This is a genomic window from Armatimonadota bacterium (genome assembly GCA_016125185.1).
In the GTDB taxonomy this organism is placed as follows: Bacteria; Armatimonadota; Fimbriimonadia; order Fimbriimonadales; family Fimbriimonadaceae; genus Fimbriimonas.
Genome location: WGMG01000001.1, coordinates 579,667 through 596,658, shown reverse-complemented (window position 1 = coordinate 596,658; position 16,992 = coordinate 579,667). Strand labels below are relative to the sequence as shown.

Below are 16,992 nucleotides of genomic sequence, written 5' to 3'. Positions count from 1 at the left end.
CCCCAACGGGAATCGTTCAAACTAGTGGTAACGTAGCTCATCAAGGGAAAAGGGATGATATTCAGGAAATTGTCGATTTGCGGCATTGTGGCCGTCTTCGCCGGACAGTGCTTCGCTCAGAAGCTCACGATGGACGACGCAATCCGTCTGGCGAAGCAAAACAACGGAACGCTGAAAGCTGCGATGGAGGATCTCGTCGCCTCTAAAGCGCGCAAGACGCAGGCGAATTCGTCTTTCCTGCCAACTCTCACGCCTTCGGTGACGTACACCAACAGCCTCCGCGAAATCCCGAGCGCTTCGTTCGGCAACACTACGTCGTCGTATGACCAAACGACGACGCAAGCCGCCCTCTCGTGGCGTGTACTCGACGCCGGACAGCGACTCGCCTCGCTAAGAGCCGCCCGCGAAAGCGTGTCGGCTCAAACCGCCAGCACCGAGCAGACCCTCCGCCAGATCATCTTCAACGTCGTCTCCCAGTTCCTCGAGACGCTTCGCGCCCAAGAACTCGAAAAGGTTTCCGACGCTCAACTCGCCCGCGCCAACAAGGTTCTGGACCAAACCAAGGCTCGCGTGACCCTCGGCGACGCCGCTCAACGCGAGATTCTTCAGGCCGAAGCCGACGCCCTCAACGCCAAGGTGAACTCGATCACCTCGCGAAACCGCACCAGCACCAACGCCGCGACCCTCAAGTCCATCATTGGTGCCCAAAACGACTACGCGAACCCCGACCTGGAGCCGGTCACCTTCGCCGAGCAGACCGATCTCCCCGGCTCGATGGGCGACGCCGTTGATGTTGGCCTCAAAACCCGACCCGACCTGATCTCCCAACGCAAGAGTGTCTCTTCTCAAGTGCAAAGTCTGCGTGGAACCGAGATTGACGCCGGTGTCACCTGGACCCTCGATCTCAGCTACAACCGCCAATTCAGCCCCGCCGCAAGCTCAAACCGCAACACGACGTTTCTGCTCAGCTACCCGCTCTTCGATGGCGGTAAGAGCAAGGCGATGGTCCAAGAAGGCCGCGCTAGCGTTGAGAGCGCCAAGGCCCGCCTCGGCCAGGCCGAGAAGGACGCCCGAAGCGAAATCGAGGCGACCTATCTGACCTATCACCAAAACGAGCAGGCCCTAGAATCTGCCGATCTCGCCCTGAAGGCCGCACGGCTCAACTTTGATGCCGCTGAAGGCTCACAAAAGGCCGGAGCTTCGAGCCTCATCGACGTCATCACCGCCCAGGTCAGCCTCGTCACCGCCGAATCCAACTACATCGAAGCGACTTACGACCTGCTCATCTCCCAACTCAAGCTTCGCCTAGTCACCGGACTCCCGATGCCGGGAGAAGACGTCTAATGCCCAAGCCGGTTGTTCAGGTTCATGGCCTCAGCAAGCGCTACGCCATGGGCGATCAGGTCGTCCACGCCCTGCGCAACGTTGACCTCACCATCAACGAAGGCGAGTTCGTCGCCATTATGGGCCCGTCCGGCTCCGGCAAATCCACCTTCATGAACCTCATCGGATGCCTCGACCGGCCGACCGGTGGCGAAATCGAACTCGACGGCAAGCCCGTCGCGCGCATGAACGACAATCAGCTTGCCGAAATCCGCAACCAGTACATCGGCTTCGTCTTTCAGAACTTCAATCTCCTCCCGCGAACCTCAGCCCAGAAAAATGTCGAACTACCGCTGATGTACGCCGGAGTCAAAGACCGCGGAGCCCGGGCAAAAGAGGCCCTCGAACGCGTCGGCCTCGGTCAGCGTCTTGACCACAAACCCAGCGAACTCTCGGGCGGTCAGCAACAACGCGTGGCCATCGCCCGCGCTATCGTCACGAATCCCGTCATGATCCTCGGCGATGAGCCGACCGGTAACCTCGACTCCCGCACATCGGAGGAGATCATGGCCGTCTTCCAAGACCTCAACGCACAGGGCAAAACTGTTATCATCGTCACGCACGAAGAAGACGTCGCCCACCACTGTAACCGTATCATCCGCTTCCGCGACGGACGCGTCCTGAAGGACGAGGTCATCGAAAACCCGACCAACGCGCACGAAGCCCTCAAGCGGCTTCCCGACCCCAACGCCGTCGAAGAAGAGCCCGCCGCCGTTTAAGGCTGTCCTTTTTCGAGCAACAGGTCGGGACTGCGGAAGTTCGAATCCGTCGCTCCACCGTTGTCGATCCCATCCTCGCCAGCCGAATACAGCAAGTAGCTGGTGTCGCCCGCCTTGTAGTAGAACGGCTCACCTGTAAACGGATCGAGCACCGCCGATCGTGAGAACGACTTCAAGGACTTTGGAAGCTCCTTTCTCAGCTTCTGCTTCTGCATCAGGTAGCACTCCAGCACCAGCAACTGGGTGCGGCAATAAGTCGTCTGTAACAGCGGCACGAGGTTCTCGATGTTCGTTCCAAAATACCGATACATCATCCGAAACTGACGTCGGTCCTCCAACTTCGGCGGCAACCCAACTTTCCGCGGGTTCCGAACCTTCTTCATGTACCACTCGGTCCGGACGGAAATATCCCGGCCGATCCAATCGAACAAGTCCTTGGCCTTCTCAGGCTCGTCCTCAAGATTGTCGAGTTGGTCGATTTGGTCCTTAGCGCTCGATCCCATTTTGGCCAGCAACTCGTCGAGCTTCTTCGCCTGAAACAAGTCCTGAGCCTGCTGGAGCGATAACAGCATGTTGTCCTTCTCGTTCTCCACCGAAACCTGCATCGGCGGACGATTGGCCGAAGCCTTCTGGATCGCCGCACCAAGGTTGCCAAGCTGCTTGGCGCTCAGATCGCCCATGTGCTTGACGATGTCAAGCCTGGCTTGGTTGATCAGTGATGCGCCCAGCGACGCTTCATACGCCCCGCCACCCATCAGCGCGAATCCCAACCGCGTCGCGTCCCCGCAGGCCGTGATCGCTTTGTCGTAGTCCTGACTCCGGGCTCCGTCCTCGGCATCCCATAGCATCGACATCCCGATGAGGCGCAGGCCCGCGAGATAGCGCGGAGGATTGTCCAACCCGGTCGGCTTATAGTTGAACGTCGTCATCTCCGTCGCCGCCTGAAGCGCTGCCTTTCGCCAATTCCCAATGAGTTTCAGCGCCTGCGTTTTCTGGAGTGGATAGAACGTCGTTCGCTCGGTCAGAGGAGTGGATTGGCGACCTTTGCTGTCCGTTCCGGCATCAATTTGAGCCTGCTTATCGACAGCGTTTCCCGCCGCAATCAAGTGCGTAAAAGCAGCGTTCTCAAGCTCGGTGGAACGGTCGTTGGACGCCCACTGAGTGAACGTTACCGGGGTCTGCTTCCTGCACCCCGTCATCGCGACCGTTAAGCACGCGACAAAAATCCCTGTGCCAATCCTTGGCATAGCTTCAGCGTAGCACACTTGACCGGTATTCTTACAGGCAAAATGAAAGGCCTCATCCTCGCAGCCGGCAAGGGCAGTCGGCTCTACCCGATCACCTACCTCATTCCAAAGCCTCTCCTTCCGTTGGCGAACCGAATCACCCTCGATTACGCCTTCGAAAAGCTCCGTGAGATCGGCGTGACGGACATCGGTGTCGTAGTTGGTGAAAACGAAGAAGCGATGAAGCAGGCTCTGGGCGATGGCTCGCACTTCGGCATGTCCCTCACCTACATCCGCCAACCTGAGCCGAAGGGCCTAGCCCACGCCGTCAGTTTCGCGAAGGATTTCATTAACGGCGACCCGTTTGTGCTCTATCTGGGCGACGCCATGTACAGCGATGGCTTCGTCGCCCTCAAACAGCGGTTCGTCGAAAGCGGATGCGCCAACCTGAACCTCGTCAAGCCGGTCGAAGACCCGTCCCGCTTCGGCGTGGCCAACGTCGAGGGCGACCGTATCGTCAAGCTCGTCGAAAAACCAAAGAACCCGGAATCCAACCTCGCCATGGCCGGGCTCTACTTCTTCGGACCTGAAATCTGGGAGATCTTCCCCAAGCTCCAGCCGTCCGCCCGCGGCGAATATGAGATCACCGACGCCATCCAAATGCTCATCGACGAAGGCAAGCTCGTCCTTGCTGGCGTATACGAAGGTGCGTGGTTCGATACCGGCACCCTCGACTCCTTCCTCGAAACCAGCGCCTTCCTCATCGACGGTCGAGACCGAATCGCGGCCTCTTCTGCCGTCGAAGGCAAGGTCAAAGACAAGGTCGTGGTCGGAGAAGCGGCCCACGTCGAGTGCGAGTCGATCGAGGACTCGGTCATCCTGCCAAGCGCCGTCGTCAAGGTCAAAGGCAAGATCAAGCACTGCATTCTCGCCGGTCCGGTCGAATCCGATGGCGATCTCACCGATAAGATCCTTCACGGCGACTGGAAGGGCTAAAACAAAAAGACCCGTTTCCAAATGAAACGGGTCTTTTTGTTCGCTAAATGCGAGACGAACTAGTTGTTTGCTGCAGCAGACGAAGTGCTGTTGGCGTCGCCGCCACCACTGCAACCGGCCATCACGCCACCAAGAACGCCGAGCACCATAACGAGAGCAATAATCTTCTTCATATCTTTTTTCCTTTACACCTCCTGAAGTGTAGTTTTTTTGTAACGACCGGACTCCCTCCTGATGGTGGTCAGTCGCGTGTTCATTATAGTGTACGGACCAAGGAAATGAAAAGGTTCAAGAGAATTTTGTTCCCTAGGTTGGAAAACCTACCTTCCCAGGCGATTTTGCCGTGTCGATAAGTAACGGAAACCTGGCGCCGAAATGGTACTTTCGTTACATTTTCTTCGAAAAACCTCTGAGTCTATCCGGTCCAGAACGACCCAGTATTTGTGCGGGTTTCCGGAAAAAGGCTCTATTTTGAACCTACTCTTAACATCCGCTTAAATCCCCCTTAACAAGTCAATGAGACAATTTTTTCTACCGAGCGCGGGGATTCCAACTAGGAGTTCCGGGGTTCGGCTTGTCTTGGAGCTTGGAAAAATGAACAAATTGATTCTTGTGCCGCTTGGGGTCTTGGCGACCGCAACGGCTTTTGGACAGGGATTCTTCCCCTACGACTCTCTTGTGGTTGCCAGAGTTAACGGGACCACCAGTGCGGCCAACTCGGTCGATTTGGTTGGTTTTAATTTCGACGGAACTTCGAATTCTAAGGTTTTCGGACTCGGAAGCGGCTTTACCCTCTCGGGATCGGCTACCTCTGAAGGTCAAATGAACGCTTCGCTGAACTATCTTGCCCTTGGTGGTTACAGCGCCACTGTCGGCACTGCCAGCGTCGCATCGACGACGACCGCTCGACGCGTCGCCGTTTACGACAACTTTGCCAATGGCGGCCTCGGCGGCGTCAACTACGTCGACCTCCAGGCGGGCGTCTATTCCGCTAACAACATTCGCTCCGCCTACACAACCGACGGCACGACCGTTCTGACCGGTGGAACTGCTACGTCGCCGAATGGCGGTTGGAGAACCACAACGGCTGGCACCTCCACCGAATTGGGTACCACGCAGAACGTCCGAGTGATTAAGGAAGTCGGCGGTACGACCTACGGTTCGACCGGCTCTGCTTCGGGCAACGCTGGTATCGGCATCTACAGCGTGACACCCGGCGCCGAAACCCTCGTCCAGTTGACTGGTGGCACCGGAACTGGAACGGCTAGCCCGTACGACTTCGAGTTCTATAACGAGAACTCAACGGACTATACGCTTGTGGCCGATGATCGATCGACGGCAAACGGCGGCGGACTTCAGGTCTACAAGAACGGTTCGCTGTTCCGAACGATCGCTCTTCCTTCGACAACGTCTGCCCTGCGAAGCATTGCTGTTCGATCGTGGAACAACAACGGCGTTCAGGAGACGACCGTGTTCGGTATCGCTAACGCGAACAAGCTGGTTGGATTCACCTTCGATAACGGTACGCTGGAAACGACCTCGAACTCGTTCGCTGAACTCGCGACCGCCGACACCGGTACGGTCTTCCGCAGCATCGAAATCGTCCCTGAACCGGCATCGCTCGCCATTGTTGGCATCGGCCTAGTGGGCCTCGCGTCTCGCCGACGACGCAGAAACTAAGTTCCGACAAGCGTGCGGGGTCTAAGACCAAGGCCCCGCACCCCGGAATTTTATAAGCGCTTTTGAGAGCCGCCACGCGGATCTCAAAAAACTAGGTTGGATAGTCCTTGCGTCCTGCGAGGGCTTTTAATCTTCACAGACACTTGGGGCCTTTTTGCGCCTCATGGAGCTTGAAACGATGAAAAAACTATCACTAGTAGCGCTTGGGCTTTTGTCCGCTTCTGCATTCTCACAGTTCCAGATCAACGAGCTGTTCGTCAACCCCTCGGGTACCGACGGCGGCTGGGAATTCATGGAAATCAAGGGAACCCCGGGGGCAAGCCTTGCCGGCATGTACTTTATTTCAATGGAAGGAGACATCGGAGGCGGAGCTGGGTCCGCCGACGTCGTCGTCGACCTCGGGGCAACCCTGGGGAGCCTCGGCTCCAACGGGCTGGCCATGATCCGATGGGGCGATAGCGTCAGCCCGCTCGAAGCCGAAACGACGCTCGACACCGAGTCGACGAGCAGCAGCGGCGCGCTGGAGAACGGCTCGAACTCATTCCTGCTGACCTCGGGCTTCGCGCCCGTGCAAGGCACCGACTACGATACCGATGATGACGGAGTTCTCGACAACGGCTTCGGAACCATCATCGATGGCGTGGGCTGGACCGATGGCGGCGCCAGTGACATCACCTACGGCCTGTTGAACTACACGAATGGCACCGTCGGTACCTTTACACCCGACGCCTTCTCGAGACTCCCTGGCGATGGCGTCATCGTCGGCGACGTCAACTCTGGGACTGGCATCACCGACTTCGACCAAACCAAGGTCGCATTCTACAGCGCCTACCGAGGACCTCATCCCGACGGCACGTCGCGAGACGAGGACTGGGAAGATTGGGCCAACAGCGGCTACGCCACGTTCCCCGAAGACGTAAAGGTCCTTCACCAAACGCCGGGTGGAGTCAATCCGGTGCCCGAACCAGCCACGTTCGCGATCATTGGAATCGGCCTCGCTGGCATCGTCGCCCGACGACGACGCTAAGACAAACCTCAAGCTCAGTGTTAGGTTTTCGATGGTGAAAACCTAACACAAGCCCGCATATTTACCGGCTCAATCGCCTTGCATTGAATCAGTGAAATCACATAAACTGGTGGGGTTTCTGTGCGGTGCATGGGAACGCTTTGATCTGACTGACACTGTGGTTGTGTTTGGATTAAGACTTGGAGCTTGGAATTTATGAAAAAGTTTCTCATTTTGGCGATGGGCATTGGAGCGGCATCCGGTGCTTTCGCTCAGACGATCAGCATTACGGACTTCGGCGCTGGCTACACACAGAATTTCGATAGCCTGACGAACACCGCCTCGAACACCGCTCTCACCGCTGGCGGCGGCGAGTTCAACAACGGCGCGGGAGCAACCCTGCCCGGCTGGTACTACGGCGAAAGCGGTGGTTCCGGATCGAACTACAACATCTTTGGCGACAATGGCTCGTCAAACACGGGTCGTTACTACAGCTATGGCTCAGCCGGATCGACCGAGCGAGCTCTTGGCACCGCCTCGTCGGGAACCGTTGGCAACATCTCCTACGGTGCTCGATTGGTCAACAACACGGGTACGTCCACTGGTATTGCGGTCATTCAGTTCGACCTCGAACAGTGGCGAAACGGCGGCAACGTCAACCAGCAGGGTCTTTCGCTGACCTACCAACTCATTAAGTCCGGCAACTCGTTCGCGCAGTCCGACTTTAACACTGGCACCGGTTACGGTAGCGGACACGTCTGGATTCAGACCACGTCGACCACCGATACGAACCTCACCAACCTGTCGGCACCGGTTCTCACCAACACCGTCCTTGGCCCCACTTCGGGCTCCACGGCTGGTGCGCTGGATGGCAACGACCCGGCTAACTCGGTTCGCGTCCGCGCCGTCGTCGAGCTCTTCGGCGAAGGTCTGTCGTGGGACAACGGAGACGAAATCGTCTTCCGTTTCACCGACATCAACGACGCAGGTAACGATCACGGCTTCGGCATCGACAACGTCGTTGTCGTCCCCGAACCGGCTTCCTTCGCTGTCATGGGTCTTGGCCTTCTTGGTCTCGTCGCCCGACGCCGAAAGCGATAAGTCGGAACCTTTACAAGCTCAAAAAGCCAGGAAGAAACTTCCTGGCTTTTTTGTGAGTCAGAATAAGTCTATGAGTGCCGCTGTTGACCGCTTCCGAGAGGTTCTCAAGCAATACGTCGGGACCGAAGAACTCGTCGAAGTTTACGAAGATCGCGACGACACCGACAAATTCGAAGTCGGCTTCGTCCTGTCCGTCAGCGAAGACTATTACTCGCTGGCCCTAATCGACAGCAAAGGCCGCCCGAACGGCTCGTTCGTGGGCCAGATCGATGAGATCGTGCGCCTCGCCGTCGGCACCCAATACCTCGTCGCCATCAAGCTCCTTCACGAGCGACAGCGACAAACCGAATTTCCTGTCCGCCCCACCACCGTCGGCCCCTTCGAAACGCTCCTCGACCTCGTTCGATACGCCCGCAATAGCCGCATCATGGTCAGCGTCACCGCCGACGTTCAATTTCTAGGCTTCATCAAGGACTACACCGACGACCATATCGAATTGCTCGAGGTCAACAAGTCCGGCATCGAAGATGGAATTCATTACATCGACCTCGAAGAGGTTGTCCGCATCGACTTCGACGGCCCCAGCGAAGAGGCTCGCCTCTTCCTGCACCGCGTCCGAATGGGACTATAGGTTATTTCAGCGACCCCTTATACGCTTCCGAAATAACCTTCCCCTCAGGACGGTTGCCCAGCCCCGTCTCGGACATCAACTTTTCGATCTCGGGAATCGAACGCGGCAACTTGCTTCCGCTCATGTTAACCGGACCCGCATCGGTCACCAAAATCGTATCCTCGATCCGTACGCCGATGTTCCACCACTTCTTGTCGCACGGCGAGCCTTCCTTGATATAGATTCCCGGCTCGACCGTCATGATCTGACCGTTACGCAAGGGACCGTAATCGCCCGTGTCGTGCACGTCCAAGCCCACATAGTGTGACGTCCCGTGCATGAAGTACCGTCGGACCTCGGAAGCTTCCTTGATGATCCCAAGCTTCATCAGCCCGTCCGCCACAATCCGATTCGCCACCTGCCCCGCCGCACCAAACGCTGCACCGACTTTACACGCTTTGACGCCCGCTTCCTGCGCCTCCTGCACAATCTCGTAGATCGCCCGCTGTTCCGGCGTGTACTTGCCGTTCGCTGGGTAGCTTCGCGTCACATCGCTTGCGTACCCGTGGTACTCGCCGCCCACATCCATGCAAATAAAGTCGCCTTTCTCGATCGTCTTCCGCGCATCTACGTAGTGCAGAACGCACGAGTTTACGCCCGAGCCGACGATACTGCCATAAGCCACCGACTCGCATCCATTCCGGGCAAAGATGTACTCCACCAGCGACGCAATCTCATACTCCCGCATCCCCGGTTCGCATGATCGCAACGCCTCTTTATGCGCCTCCACCGTCGCGTTGATGGACTTCCAAGTGAGCGCGATTTCCGCCGGCGACTTAACGCTCCGCATCACGTTCAGCGTCTTGATCGCCGTCGCATCTGCCTTTGTCCCCTTAGACCATTGATCGAAACTCTCAACCATTTTCTGGACCGTCCCCGACAAGCCTTCGGGGCGATCCACCAACGTCGTCGATTCCGGGTGTAAAGTGCTCAGCACCTCAGCAAATCGCTTGTTTGAAACCACCGCGTCGATACCCAAAAGCTCCTTCGCCACCGGAGCGCCCATCAGGATGCCCGTCCATGTTTCGGCCCCCGGATTCTTGTCCTGAACAAACAACACTTCCTTTACACTCTTGCCATCGACCGTGATCCCATCTGGAGCAAGAATTAAAGCTGAGTCGCCTTCCTCACATCCCGTGAGGTACCAGAAATACGAGTTCGGCCGGAAGCGATATTCGGTATCGTTGCTCCGCTGATGAAGCGGATTCGTTACCAAAACCGTTACATTCCCCGCCGGTAGCTTGGCTAACAAATCATGCCGCCGCTGGGCAAATTCCGCGGGCTTAATCTTGTCGTTTTCGTACACCCGAAACTGGAATCCGTCCTGCTGTTGGGCCAGCAGGGCCAAGCAAGCAATCGAAGCGATCATAGGGTTATCATAGCCCTAATGGTCCTCGCCGCGCTCTGCCTTTGTTTCCTTCAGAAAAGCCTGCAACCCATCGCCAAGGTCGCGACTCCGATGATCGACGAACTGAGCGGAATCGCCAAGAGCCGACAATACAAAAATACGTACTGGGTCCACAACGACAGCGGCGACAGCGCACGAATCTTCGCCATCCACCCGGATGGCACTCTGATCCAGCCTAATCAGCCCAGCTACGAGGGTATCAAACTGGAAGGGGCCACCAATTTCGATTGGGAAGACATCGCGATCGAAGGAAAGACTCTTTACGTCTCCGACTGCGGTGACAACCTCAATTTCCGCAAAGACCAATGCGTCTACGTGCTGCCCGAGCCTGACCCGACCAAAGTGACCTCCGTCGCTAACGTCAAGAAGATTCGCATCGCCTACCCCGACAAGACCCCAACCTCCGAGTGGCGCTATGACTGCGAATCGTTGATGGTTTCGAAGGGTCGCCTGTACTTCATTACCAAGTGGCGCAAGAACCAGAAGAAGAAATCACCTGACACCGGCGCGTCGATTTACTCGCTGGAAAAGCCCAGCTATAGCGGCGTCAACACGCTCAAAAAACTCGACACCAAGACCGACCTGGGCGGGTGGGTCACCGCCGCCGATATCTCACCAGATGGCAAGCGGCTTGCCCTCCTCACCCAAGCACCGGAGCAATCCGTCTGGCTTTTCGATATGACCAAGGGCGGCGACATCTTCCACCACCCGATCAAGCAGATCAAATTTACGAATGCCAAGCAGTGCGAAGCTCTCTGCTGGGACTCTCCCACCTCGCTCATCATCGCCAACGAGCAGAGCGAACTCTTTCGAGTTGATCTCCAGTAAGCGGATACAATAGAGAGGTAGGCACGCATGGCGTACAAACTCACCCCCCTCGGAAAGGCCGTCGTTTTCATCGGCAAATGGATCGCCCTGCCCCTCTTGTTCGTGCTGATCGGCTACTCCATCATCGGCCCGGCATTCGGCGGATCAAAACCAGCCGCATCGAACACCGCCGCCAATAGCGCCACGCCCTCCACCAACACGCCAGACACGAACAACTCTTAGAATTTGGGAGCTAGAGACGCCTACAACCTTCGAACCATCCGATTAACCACGCTCCCCTCCAAAGATTGGAGGGGTGGCCGAAGCGACGGGGTGGATGATCCCTAAAGCCGGACTTAAAACCCAAAAAAGTCCCGCGCATTCAAAGTCGTCTGCGCCGCCATCTCGTCCTCGCTCATCCCATGCAACTCAGCCAACTTCCGATTGATAATCGGAAGATTCGCAGGCGTGTTTCGCTTCCCTCGGAACGGCTCAGGTGACATGTACGGACTGTCCGTCTCCAGCACGATCTTGTGAGGCGGAATGAACGCAAAGACCTCCCTTAGCTCATCCGATTTCTTGTACGTAATGGGGCCATCGCATCCAAACAGCGACCCGAGCCGCAACGCCCGACGGGCGTCATCCTTCGTCCCTGCAAAGCAGTGGAACAGGTACTTCAGCCGCGGACCCTTTTCCAAAACATCCAAGAGGTCCGAATACGCCTCCCGCGCATGGAACACCACCGGCAGAGTCATCTCCTCTGCCAGCCGCAACTGAGCCTTCAGCGCCTCCAACTGGATCATCGGCGGCGAATAGTCCCAATGGTAATCCAGTCCGATCTCCCCCAAGGCCAAAACCTTGGGGTGCTTCAGAATGCGGATCAATTTCGGTAGTTCGATCGGGTCGAACTCGGCCGTGTAGTTTGGATGCCAACCACAGATGCCGTACACGTCGTCATGCTTCTCGATGAAAGCCTCAACCACTAGCCAGTCTTTCGGTTCGCACCCCACGACCACGATCTTCTCGACTCCTGCCTGTCGAGCCTCCTCAACCACCGCATCGGGGTCTTCGAAGTTCTCCGGGTTATGGATATGGCAGTGGGTCTCGATCAGCACGGTTTTGAGTAAACCACATAGTCGAACACCCGCCGGAACCCGAGTTGCAGGTTGAGCTGAAACATCGGATTGTTCTCCTCGTTGTCTGTGAAGATCTGCTCGACGCCGCGCTCCTTCGCCCAAGAGATCGAGTGTTGCTTCAGGCGAGTCGCCACCCCTTGACGGCGGAACTCTCGCCGCGTACCGGTCAAGCCGGTCACGGCGACCTTCGGGTCGACCTCGTTGGTAAACAACTGGGTCAATCCCTTGACCTCGCCATCCTCAAACATCAAAAACTTGCTCGCAAGGTCGACGTGAGGTTGCAGAATGCTCTCCTGAAACTTCTCGAACGGCGTCTCGACGAAGGGGAATGGCAACGGTAGGTCCGCCGCTATATCCATTTCGCATCGCCACAAACGGCGTACGCCGTCCGACGGATGGTCGGCAAAGAAGGTCGCAAAAGAAACAACCCCCGCTTGACTCTCGAAGTCCGACTTTGCGACGTCGATCGCCGAGCAAGGCAGGGTTAGGCTCTTCTCGAAGCCCAACTCGTCGAGTGCCGAAATCATCGCCGGACAATCGCTCCTCGCCTCGATCATGACTTGCGAGCCGCCAAACTCGCCCACAATTCGGTGGGCTTCGCGGAGTCCCGTAACGGCATGGTCATGGACTTCCGGGTTAGACGGATCGACGAAAACGCTGATCCAATGTCGCCCATCTGACGCGTTCATAGCCTCGGAGGTCATCACGGCGACTTTGACTTCGTCGCCAATCTTGCCCAGCCAGGCGCTCTGCTTCCGGTGGACTCCATGTCCCAAATAGGACTGCTTGCATTCGTCCGCCGAAAACGGGTGAGACCACTGATAACGGTTTCGAATATGACTATAAGTGGACCAATCTTGGTCCGATACGATCGGTTGAAAATTCATCTTTACGTGTGTGTTTTGGGAATGGTCCTAACCTAGAGGACAACACGACGAGGTGCGTTATGGGATCGTACGATGGTTTTTTCCATGAGTCATGCACCTCCGTAAAGGATGCAGTTAGTCTACCAGAACCTGCTGAGCGGTTTTGAAATGCATTTTTGCCACTCGGGCAAGTGCATCGCGACCATGGGTAGCCACCACCTTCTTTCCGGTGGGAATGACGTTCGTCGCACCCTTCGGCAGGTCGATGCCAATCTCTTGCGAAAGCTGCCGCAGTCGCCACAGGAACTCGGCCCGGGCAAGTATCGAGGCGGCAGCAACGGCAATATCGGATTCAGCTCGGACTCTTGATATGAACTCGGCTTGTCGTCCCAACTCTTTGAGCTTTGACTTCACGATATTGCCGCCAGCCTGAAACTGGTCGCTGATGACGGTCTTAGCGGGTTGCTGCATCAAGACTTCTTCGATAGCTTGAGCATGACCCCACGCGAGCAACTTGTTGAGGTTTCCAATCTTAGCGTAAAGCTCGTTGTACTTCGGCGGCATCACCGTCAACACTTTATGAGGGCACGCTCGCTTGATCACGTCGGCCAATCTCATCGCCTGGGCGTCGGTCAGCTTCTTCGAATCCTTAACGCCGTCCAACTCGGCGAGATGCTCGGGCCCCACGTAGCAGGCGGCGATGACAAGGGGACCAAAAAAGTCCCCTTTGCCACTTTCATCGACGCCGACTCTTCCTTCCGTCATACTGGTTCCGTTTCCGTCTCCAACGCCCCGAGTGGGTATTCGCTCAAATTCGTTGGGACGAATTCAACATCCTCAGAAGGAGACGGTTGATCGGGGATCGTCGCTTCGCGAAATTCCTTGTCCAACAACGGCGCCGCGCCGGTGGTCGCAAATCCCGCACCCATCAAGACGTGCATCTTTACGATACCAAGCCATCCGAGCAACGGACCGCCCAACGACATGCCGATCGGCTGAACACTCATCCAGATAAGCTGGCCGAGCGACATGATTCGCCCTCGGTACTCGTCCGGAACCTTCAGCATCTGGTACGTCCGCATCGGCACGTCCACGCCGCCGATAGCAAAGCCGCACACCAGATTCCACAGACAATACATACCGTAGATCGGCGAGAAGCCCATGAACAGTACGCAAATGCCTGCGATCGTCAGGCCCAATCCGTACGCCATGCCCGCCTTCTTCACCTTCAATCGAGGGATGATGAAGCTCATCGACAGCATGCCAATGATGAAGCACGTCTCGATAAACGCCAGTGGCGACGCATGGTTGCCGAACCACGCCATGTTCGTGGCCAAATACACCACGAAGAACGGAGACATGAACAACCCGAGGCCGAACGATGCCAACAGCGACAGACCGATGACCCGGTCCCGCTTAGCGTACGCAATGCCTTCCTTCACGTCGGTAAACAGGTGCTTTTCCTCGTGATGCTCGCTTCGCAATATCTCGATGCCGGGCAACAGGTACAAGAAGTACACCGAGAACAGGAACGTTACTGCGTTAACCAGTACCAAAACCTTGAGGAACTGGATGACGCCGATCCGGTCGGCAAGCATGCCAAGCACGACCATGAGCACGTTGCCAATCAGCCACATGAACTGATCCGTAGCCGCGCTTAGGGCGTTGGCCGAAAACAGCTTCTCGGCGGGTACCAAGCGCGGAATCGCCGCGTTCTTCGCCGGAAAGAAGAAGACCCTTACGAACGCGAGCGAAAAGCCTACGACGAAAAAGATCCATTTCGGCAGTTGACTGCCGACGCTCATCAGAAAACCAAGATAGACCAGAAGAAACACTGCGCTCAGCAGGTCCGACCAGATCATGATCTTCTTACGGTCAATACGATCAGCGATCGCGCCGCCAATCGTTCCAAACAGGAGATAGGGTAAAGCCTCGACGGCGCCTACCGCCCCGACCATCGCATCATCGTTGAAAACCTTCTTGATGACGAACATAGGGCCGAGGAAATAGAATGCGTCGCCAATGCGCGAAATAGCCTGACCAATCCACAGGTTACGAAAGTCCTTTATACGGAGAATATCTAACATCGTTCTTTAGCTGGGGGTCGTGGCGCGGGGAATTGCGCGGAGTGACGAAAAGCTAGAGTAGAACGGTGCCGGTCATATCAGTAGTGAAAGATACCCGAAGACGGCCAACGAGTGGTACCCTCATTCACAAATGATCGCCGCTATTTTTCCCGGCCAGGGTTCGCAGAAGCCCGGCATGGGACAGTCCCTGTACGAAGGCTCCGAAGCCGCCAGACACGTCTTCGAGCATGTATCGGACTGCCTCCACACCGACGTGGCTAAACTCTGTTTCGAAAGTGACGAAGAAACCCTTCGCGCTACCCAAAACGCCCAAATCGCCCTCTTCACCTGCGGCGTCGCCGCCTACCGAGCCCTCGAAACCGAAGGCTATCGCGCCGAAGTCTTCGCCGGACATTCCATCGGCGAGTACGCCGCCCATGTATGCGCTGGCAATATTCCGCTCGAAGTCGGCGCTCCACTGGTACGCAAGCGCGGCAACGTCATGGCCGAAGCCGGCAAAACCCGCCCTGGCACTATGGCCGCCGTTCTCGGTCTCGACGCCGACGTGATCCAAGAAGCCCTTAAGCAGGTCTCGGGCGTGGTCGTTATCGCCAATGACAACTGTCCCGGCCAAGTCGTCATTTCCGGCGAAGTCGAAGCCGTCGCCGCCGCCGGACCGGTGCTCACCGAGGCTGGCGCCAAGCGGGTCCTCCCCCTCAACGTCAGTGGCGCGTTCCATAGCCCGCTGATGAACATGCCGTCCAAAGAGATGGCCCGTTCGCTCGCCACCGTCGATTTCGCATTCGGCAAACCCGTATACAGCAATGTCACCGCCGAACCTGTCGAGAATCCTTGCACGTGGAACGACCTCCTCGAACAACAGCTTCGCGACTCCGTGCGTTGGACCGCCAGCGTCCGCAACATGATCAACGACGGTGTCACCCAGTTCATCGAGTGCGGCGTCGGCGAGGTGCTCTGTGGCCTCATCAAGCGCATCGATAAGGAAGTCCCGAGCCGAGCCGTGTACGACATGGAAACCCTCCGCGCCGCCAACTAGATTTCTAAGTTCTAAGTAGCGTACCGACCCTCCTCCTGCTCTTCAAAGGCAACCCGTCCGCCCGGCCATCCGTTAAACTCTAATAGAGATGGCCGAGCGGCGGTACGACGATGACGAGCTCACAAGGATTCTGAAAAAAGCTGCCGAGGAGCAGGCCGAAGGTCAGGACCCCAATGCCCAATCGAAAGGTTATTCACTCGATGACATCGAGCGAGTGGCCGCCGAGATCGGCATCGATCCCCGCTACGTCCAATCCGCCGCTCAATCCCTGCCCGTCGATCCGCCTGAAATACCCAAGTTCTCATTTTGGGGTGGGCGCCCCCGGCGCACGATTGAGCGCACCATTGACGGCGAGTTCGACGATGCCGCCTGGGAGGAGGCCGTCAGCGAGCTTCGGCGATCCTACAATTCGGCCGGGACCATCGCCAACATGGGCACCAGCCGCGAATGGGAAGGCGGAAGCGACTTCACGTCCATCTTCCTTTCCGCCACGCCTAAGAACGGTAAGACCCGCCTTCGCATCGCCGTTCAGCAGGACGGCACCATCGCTGTGTCCTGGATCGTCGCCTTCCTCGCCTGCTTCCTCGGCACTATCGCCATCGCTGTCTTCCTCAAACAGACCCACACGCCCGGACCCGGATTGCTATACGTACTGCCTTATTACCTGGCCATTCTCGCCCTCACCAACCGCTTGGTCTCCCGGTGGAGCCGAGCGGGCCTGGCCCGGGTGGAAGAGTCCGTCAACCGCCTCGCCCGCCTGACCAAACCGGGCGAAAGCAAGAACCGGATGCGCGAGCGATTGGGCCAGAAAAAGGCGAAATCCGAAAGCGTCGAAGAATCGCTCGAACAATAGCATACAATAGCTAGGTCT

General features: G+C 57.2%; 17 protein-coding genes. 11 read left to right on the top strand and 6 right to left on the bottom strand.

The features are described 5' to 3' along the window. Nucleotides 1-54 precede the first annotated feature (54 nt). Both GC165_02670 and GC165_02665 read left to right on the top strand, forming a co-directional pair. Nucleotides 55-1,344, top strand: a complete 1,290-nt coding sequence (locus GC165_02670; protein ID MBI1331763.1) for a hypothetical protein — start codon at nucleotides 55-57, stop codon at nucleotides 1,342-1,344. Next, on the top strand, nucleotides 1,344-2,102 hold the full coding sequence (locus GC165_02665) for an ATP-binding cassette domain-containing protein (protein ID MBI1331762.1): 759 nt from the start codon (nucleotides 1,344-1,346) through the stop codon (nucleotides 2,100-2,102). The genes GC165_02670 and GC165_02665 overlap by 1 nt, the downstream gene beginning before the upstream one ends. Here the strand turns inward: GC165_02665 and GC165_02660 are convergent. Further along, nucleotides 2,099-3,349 carry a hypothetical protein gene (locus GC165_02660; GenBank protein ID MBI1331761.1) on the bottom strand — a complete coding sequence of 417 codons (1,251 nt, stop codon included), beginning with the start codon at nucleotides 3,347-3,349 and terminating at the stop codon, nucleotides 2,099-2,101. The genes GC165_02665 and GC165_02660 overlap by 4 nt on opposite strands. 42 nt (nucleotides 3,350-3,391) lie before the next feature. Here GC165_02660 and GC165_02655 point away from each other — a divergent pair, with 42 nt between their 5' ends. The 5 genes from GC165_02655 to GC165_02635 all read left to right on the top strand — a co-directional run bounded on the left by GC165_02655 (nucleotide 3,392) and on the right by GC165_02635 (nucleotide 8,742). Further along, a complete protein-coding gene (locus GC165_02655; GenBank protein ID MBI1331760.1) occupies nucleotides 3,392-4,324 on the top strand; it encodes an NTP transferase domain-containing protein in 933 nt (310 codons plus the stop codon). 516 nt (nucleotides 4,325-4,840) lie between these two features. Then, complete coding sequence (locus GC165_02650) at nucleotides 4,841-6,004, top strand: PEP-CTERM sorting domain-containing protein (protein ID MBI1331759.1); 1,164 nt, start codon at nucleotides 4,841-4,843, stop codon at nucleotides 6,002-6,004. A 163-nt stretch (nucleotides 6,005-6,167) separates the two neighbouring features. Then, nucleotides 6,168-7,031 (top strand): PEP-CTERM sorting domain-containing protein, encoded by an 864-nt coding sequence (locus GC165_02645; GenBank protein MBI1331758.1) that lies wholly within the window; start codon nucleotides 6,168-6,170, stop codon nucleotides 7,029-7,031. A 195-nt stretch (nucleotides 7,032-7,226) separates the two neighbouring features. Beyond that, the gene (locus GC165_02640; GenBank protein ID MBI1331757.1) at nucleotides 7,227-8,111 is read left to right on the top strand and encodes a PEP-CTERM sorting domain-containing protein; all 885 of its coding nucleotides are present in this window, start codon (nucleotides 7,227-7,229) and stop codon (nucleotides 8,109-8,111) included. A 70-nt stretch (nucleotides 8,112-8,181) separates the two neighbouring features. Continuing rightward, a complete protein-coding gene (locus GC165_02635; protein MBI1331756.1) occupies nucleotides 8,182-8,742 on the top strand; it encodes a hypothetical protein in 561 nt (186 codons plus the stop codon). A 1-nt stretch (nucleotide 8,743) separates the two neighbouring features. Here the strand turns inward: GC165_02635 and GC165_02630 are convergent, their stop codons facing one another. After that, nucleotides 8,744-10,150, bottom strand: a complete 1,407-nt coding sequence (locus GC165_02630; GenBank protein MBI1331755.1) for a M24 family metallopeptidase — start codon at nucleotides 10,148-10,150, stop codon at nucleotides 8,744-8,746. Nucleotides 10,151-10,168: 18 nt separating this feature from the next. Between GC165_02630 and GC165_02625 the strand changes: the two genes are divergently transcribed. Both GC165_02625 and GC165_02620 read left to right on the top strand, forming a co-directional pair. Then, complete coding sequence (locus GC165_02625) at nucleotides 10,169-11,017, top strand: hypothetical protein (GenBank protein MBI1331754.1); 849 nt, start codon at nucleotides 10,169-10,171, stop codon at nucleotides 11,015-11,017. A 27-nt stretch (nucleotides 11,018-11,044) separates the two neighbouring features. Then, a complete protein-coding gene (locus GC165_02620; GenBank protein ID MBI1331753.1) occupies nucleotides 11,045-11,239 on the top strand; it encodes a hypothetical protein in 195 nt (64 codons plus the stop codon). 113 nt (nucleotides 11,240-11,352) lie between these two features. On the opposite strand, the gene GC165_02615 is transcribed toward GC165_02620, so the two are convergent. From GC165_02615 to GC165_02600, 4 genes are all read right to left on the bottom strand, one after another. Further along, a complete protein-coding gene (locus tag GC165_02615) occupies nucleotides 11,353-12,234 on the bottom strand; it encodes a YchF/TatD family DNA exonuclease (protein MBI1331752.1) in 882 nt (293 codons plus the stop codon). Continuing rightward, on the bottom strand, nucleotides 12,105-13,019 hold the full coding sequence (locus tag GC165_02610; GenBank protein MBI1331751.1) for a GNAT family N-acetyltransferase: 915 nt from the start codon (nucleotides 13,017-13,019) through the stop codon (nucleotides 12,105-12,107). Before GC165_02610 ends, GC165_02615 begins: the two co-directional genes overlap by 130 nt. A 114-nt stretch (nucleotides 13,020-13,133) precedes the next feature. Next, nucleotides 13,134-13,763: a ribonuclease HIII gene (gene rnhC, locus GC165_02605; protein MBI1331750.1), complete on the bottom strand. Its 630-nt coding sequence runs from the start codon at nucleotides 13,761-13,763 to the stop codon at nucleotides 13,134-13,136. Next, nucleotides 13,760-15,085, bottom strand: a complete 1,326-nt coding sequence (locus GC165_02600) for an MFS transporter (protein MBI1331749.1) — start codon at nucleotides 15,083-15,085, stop codon at nucleotides 13,760-13,762. The genes rnhC and GC165_02600 overlap by 4 nt, the downstream gene beginning before the upstream one ends. A gap of 130 nt (nucleotides 15,086-15,215) precedes the next feature. Here GC165_02600 and fabD point away from each other — a divergent pair, with 130 nt between their 5' ends. Continuing rightward, on the top strand, nucleotides 15,216-16,121 hold the full coding sequence (gene fabD / locus GC165_02595) for an ACP S-malonyltransferase (GenBank protein ID MBI1331748.1): 906 nt from the start codon (nucleotides 15,216-15,218) through the stop codon (nucleotides 16,119-16,121). Nucleotides 16,122-16,209: 88 nt separating this feature from the next. Continuing rightward, nucleotides 16,210-16,974 carry a hypothetical protein gene (locus tag GC165_02590; protein ID MBI1331747.1) on the top strand — a complete coding sequence of 255 codons (765 nt, stop codon included), beginning with the start codon at nucleotides 16,210-16,212 and terminating at the stop codon, nucleotides 16,972-16,974. Nucleotides 16,975-16,992 lie beyond the last annotated feature (18 nt).

Excerpts from the sequence above, each read along its gene's own strand:
- GC165_02670 (MBI1331763.1), top strand. The coding sequence starts at position 55 with ATGATATTCAGGAAATTGTCGATTTGCGGCATTGTGGCCGTCTTCGCC.
- GC165_02665 (MBI1331762.1), top strand. The coding sequence starts at position 1,344 with ATGCCCAAGCCGGTTGTTCAGGTTCATGGCCTCAGCAAGCGCTACGCC.
- GC165_02660 (MBI1331761.1), bottom strand. The coding sequence starts at position 3,349 with ATGCCAAGGATTGGCACAGGGATTTTTGTCGCGTGCTTAACGGTCGCG.
- GC165_02655 (MBI1331760.1), top strand. The coding sequence starts at position 3,392 with ATGAAAGGCCTCATCCTCGCAGCCGGCAAGGGCAGTCGGCTCTACCCG.
- GC165_02650 (MBI1331759.1), top strand. The coding sequence starts at position 4,841 with ATGAGACAATTTTTTCTACCGAGCGCGGGGATTCCAACTAGGAGTTCC.
- GC165_02645 (MBI1331758.1), top strand. The coding sequence starts at position 6,168 with ATGGAGCTTGAAACGATGAAAAAACTATCACTAGTAGCGCTTGGGCTT.
- GC165_02640 (MBI1331757.1), top strand. The coding sequence starts at position 7,227 with ATGAAAAAGTTTCTCATTTTGGCGATGGGCATTGGAGCGGCATCCGGT.
- GC165_02635 (MBI1331756.1), top strand. The coding sequence starts at position 8,182 with ATGAGTGCCGCTGTTGACCGCTTCCGAGAGGTTCTCAAGCAATACGTC.
- GC165_02630 (MBI1331755.1), bottom strand. The coding sequence starts at position 10,150 with ATGATCGCTTCGATTGCTTGCTTGGCCCTGCTGGCCCAACAGCAGGAC.
- GC165_02625 (MBI1331754.1), top strand. The coding sequence starts at position 10,169 with ATGGTCCTCGCCGCGCTCTGCCTTTGTTTCCTTCAGAAAAGCCTGCAA.
- GC165_02620 (MBI1331753.1), top strand. The coding sequence starts at position 11,045 with ATGGCGTACAAACTCACCCCCCTCGGAAAGGCCGTCGTTTTCATCGGC.
- GC165_02610 (MBI1331751.1), bottom strand. The coding sequence starts at position 13,019 with ATGAATTTTCAACCGATCGTATCGGACCAAGATTGGTCCACTTATAGT.
- rnhC (MBI1331750.1), bottom strand. The coding sequence starts at position 13,763 with ATGACGGAAGGAAGAGTCGGCGTCGATGAAAGTGGCAAAGGGGACTTT.
- GC165_02600 (MBI1331749.1), bottom strand. The coding sequence starts at position 15,085 with ATGTTAGATATTCTCCGTATAAAGGACTTTCGTAACCTGTGGATTGGT.
- fabD (MBI1331748.1), top strand. The coding sequence starts at position 15,216 with ATGATCGCCGCTATTTTTCCCGGCCAGGGTTCGCAGAAGCCCGGCATG.
- GC165_02590 (MBI1331747.1), top strand. The coding sequence starts at position 16,210 with ATGGCCGAGCGGCGGTACGACGATGACGAGCTCACAAGGATTCTGAAA.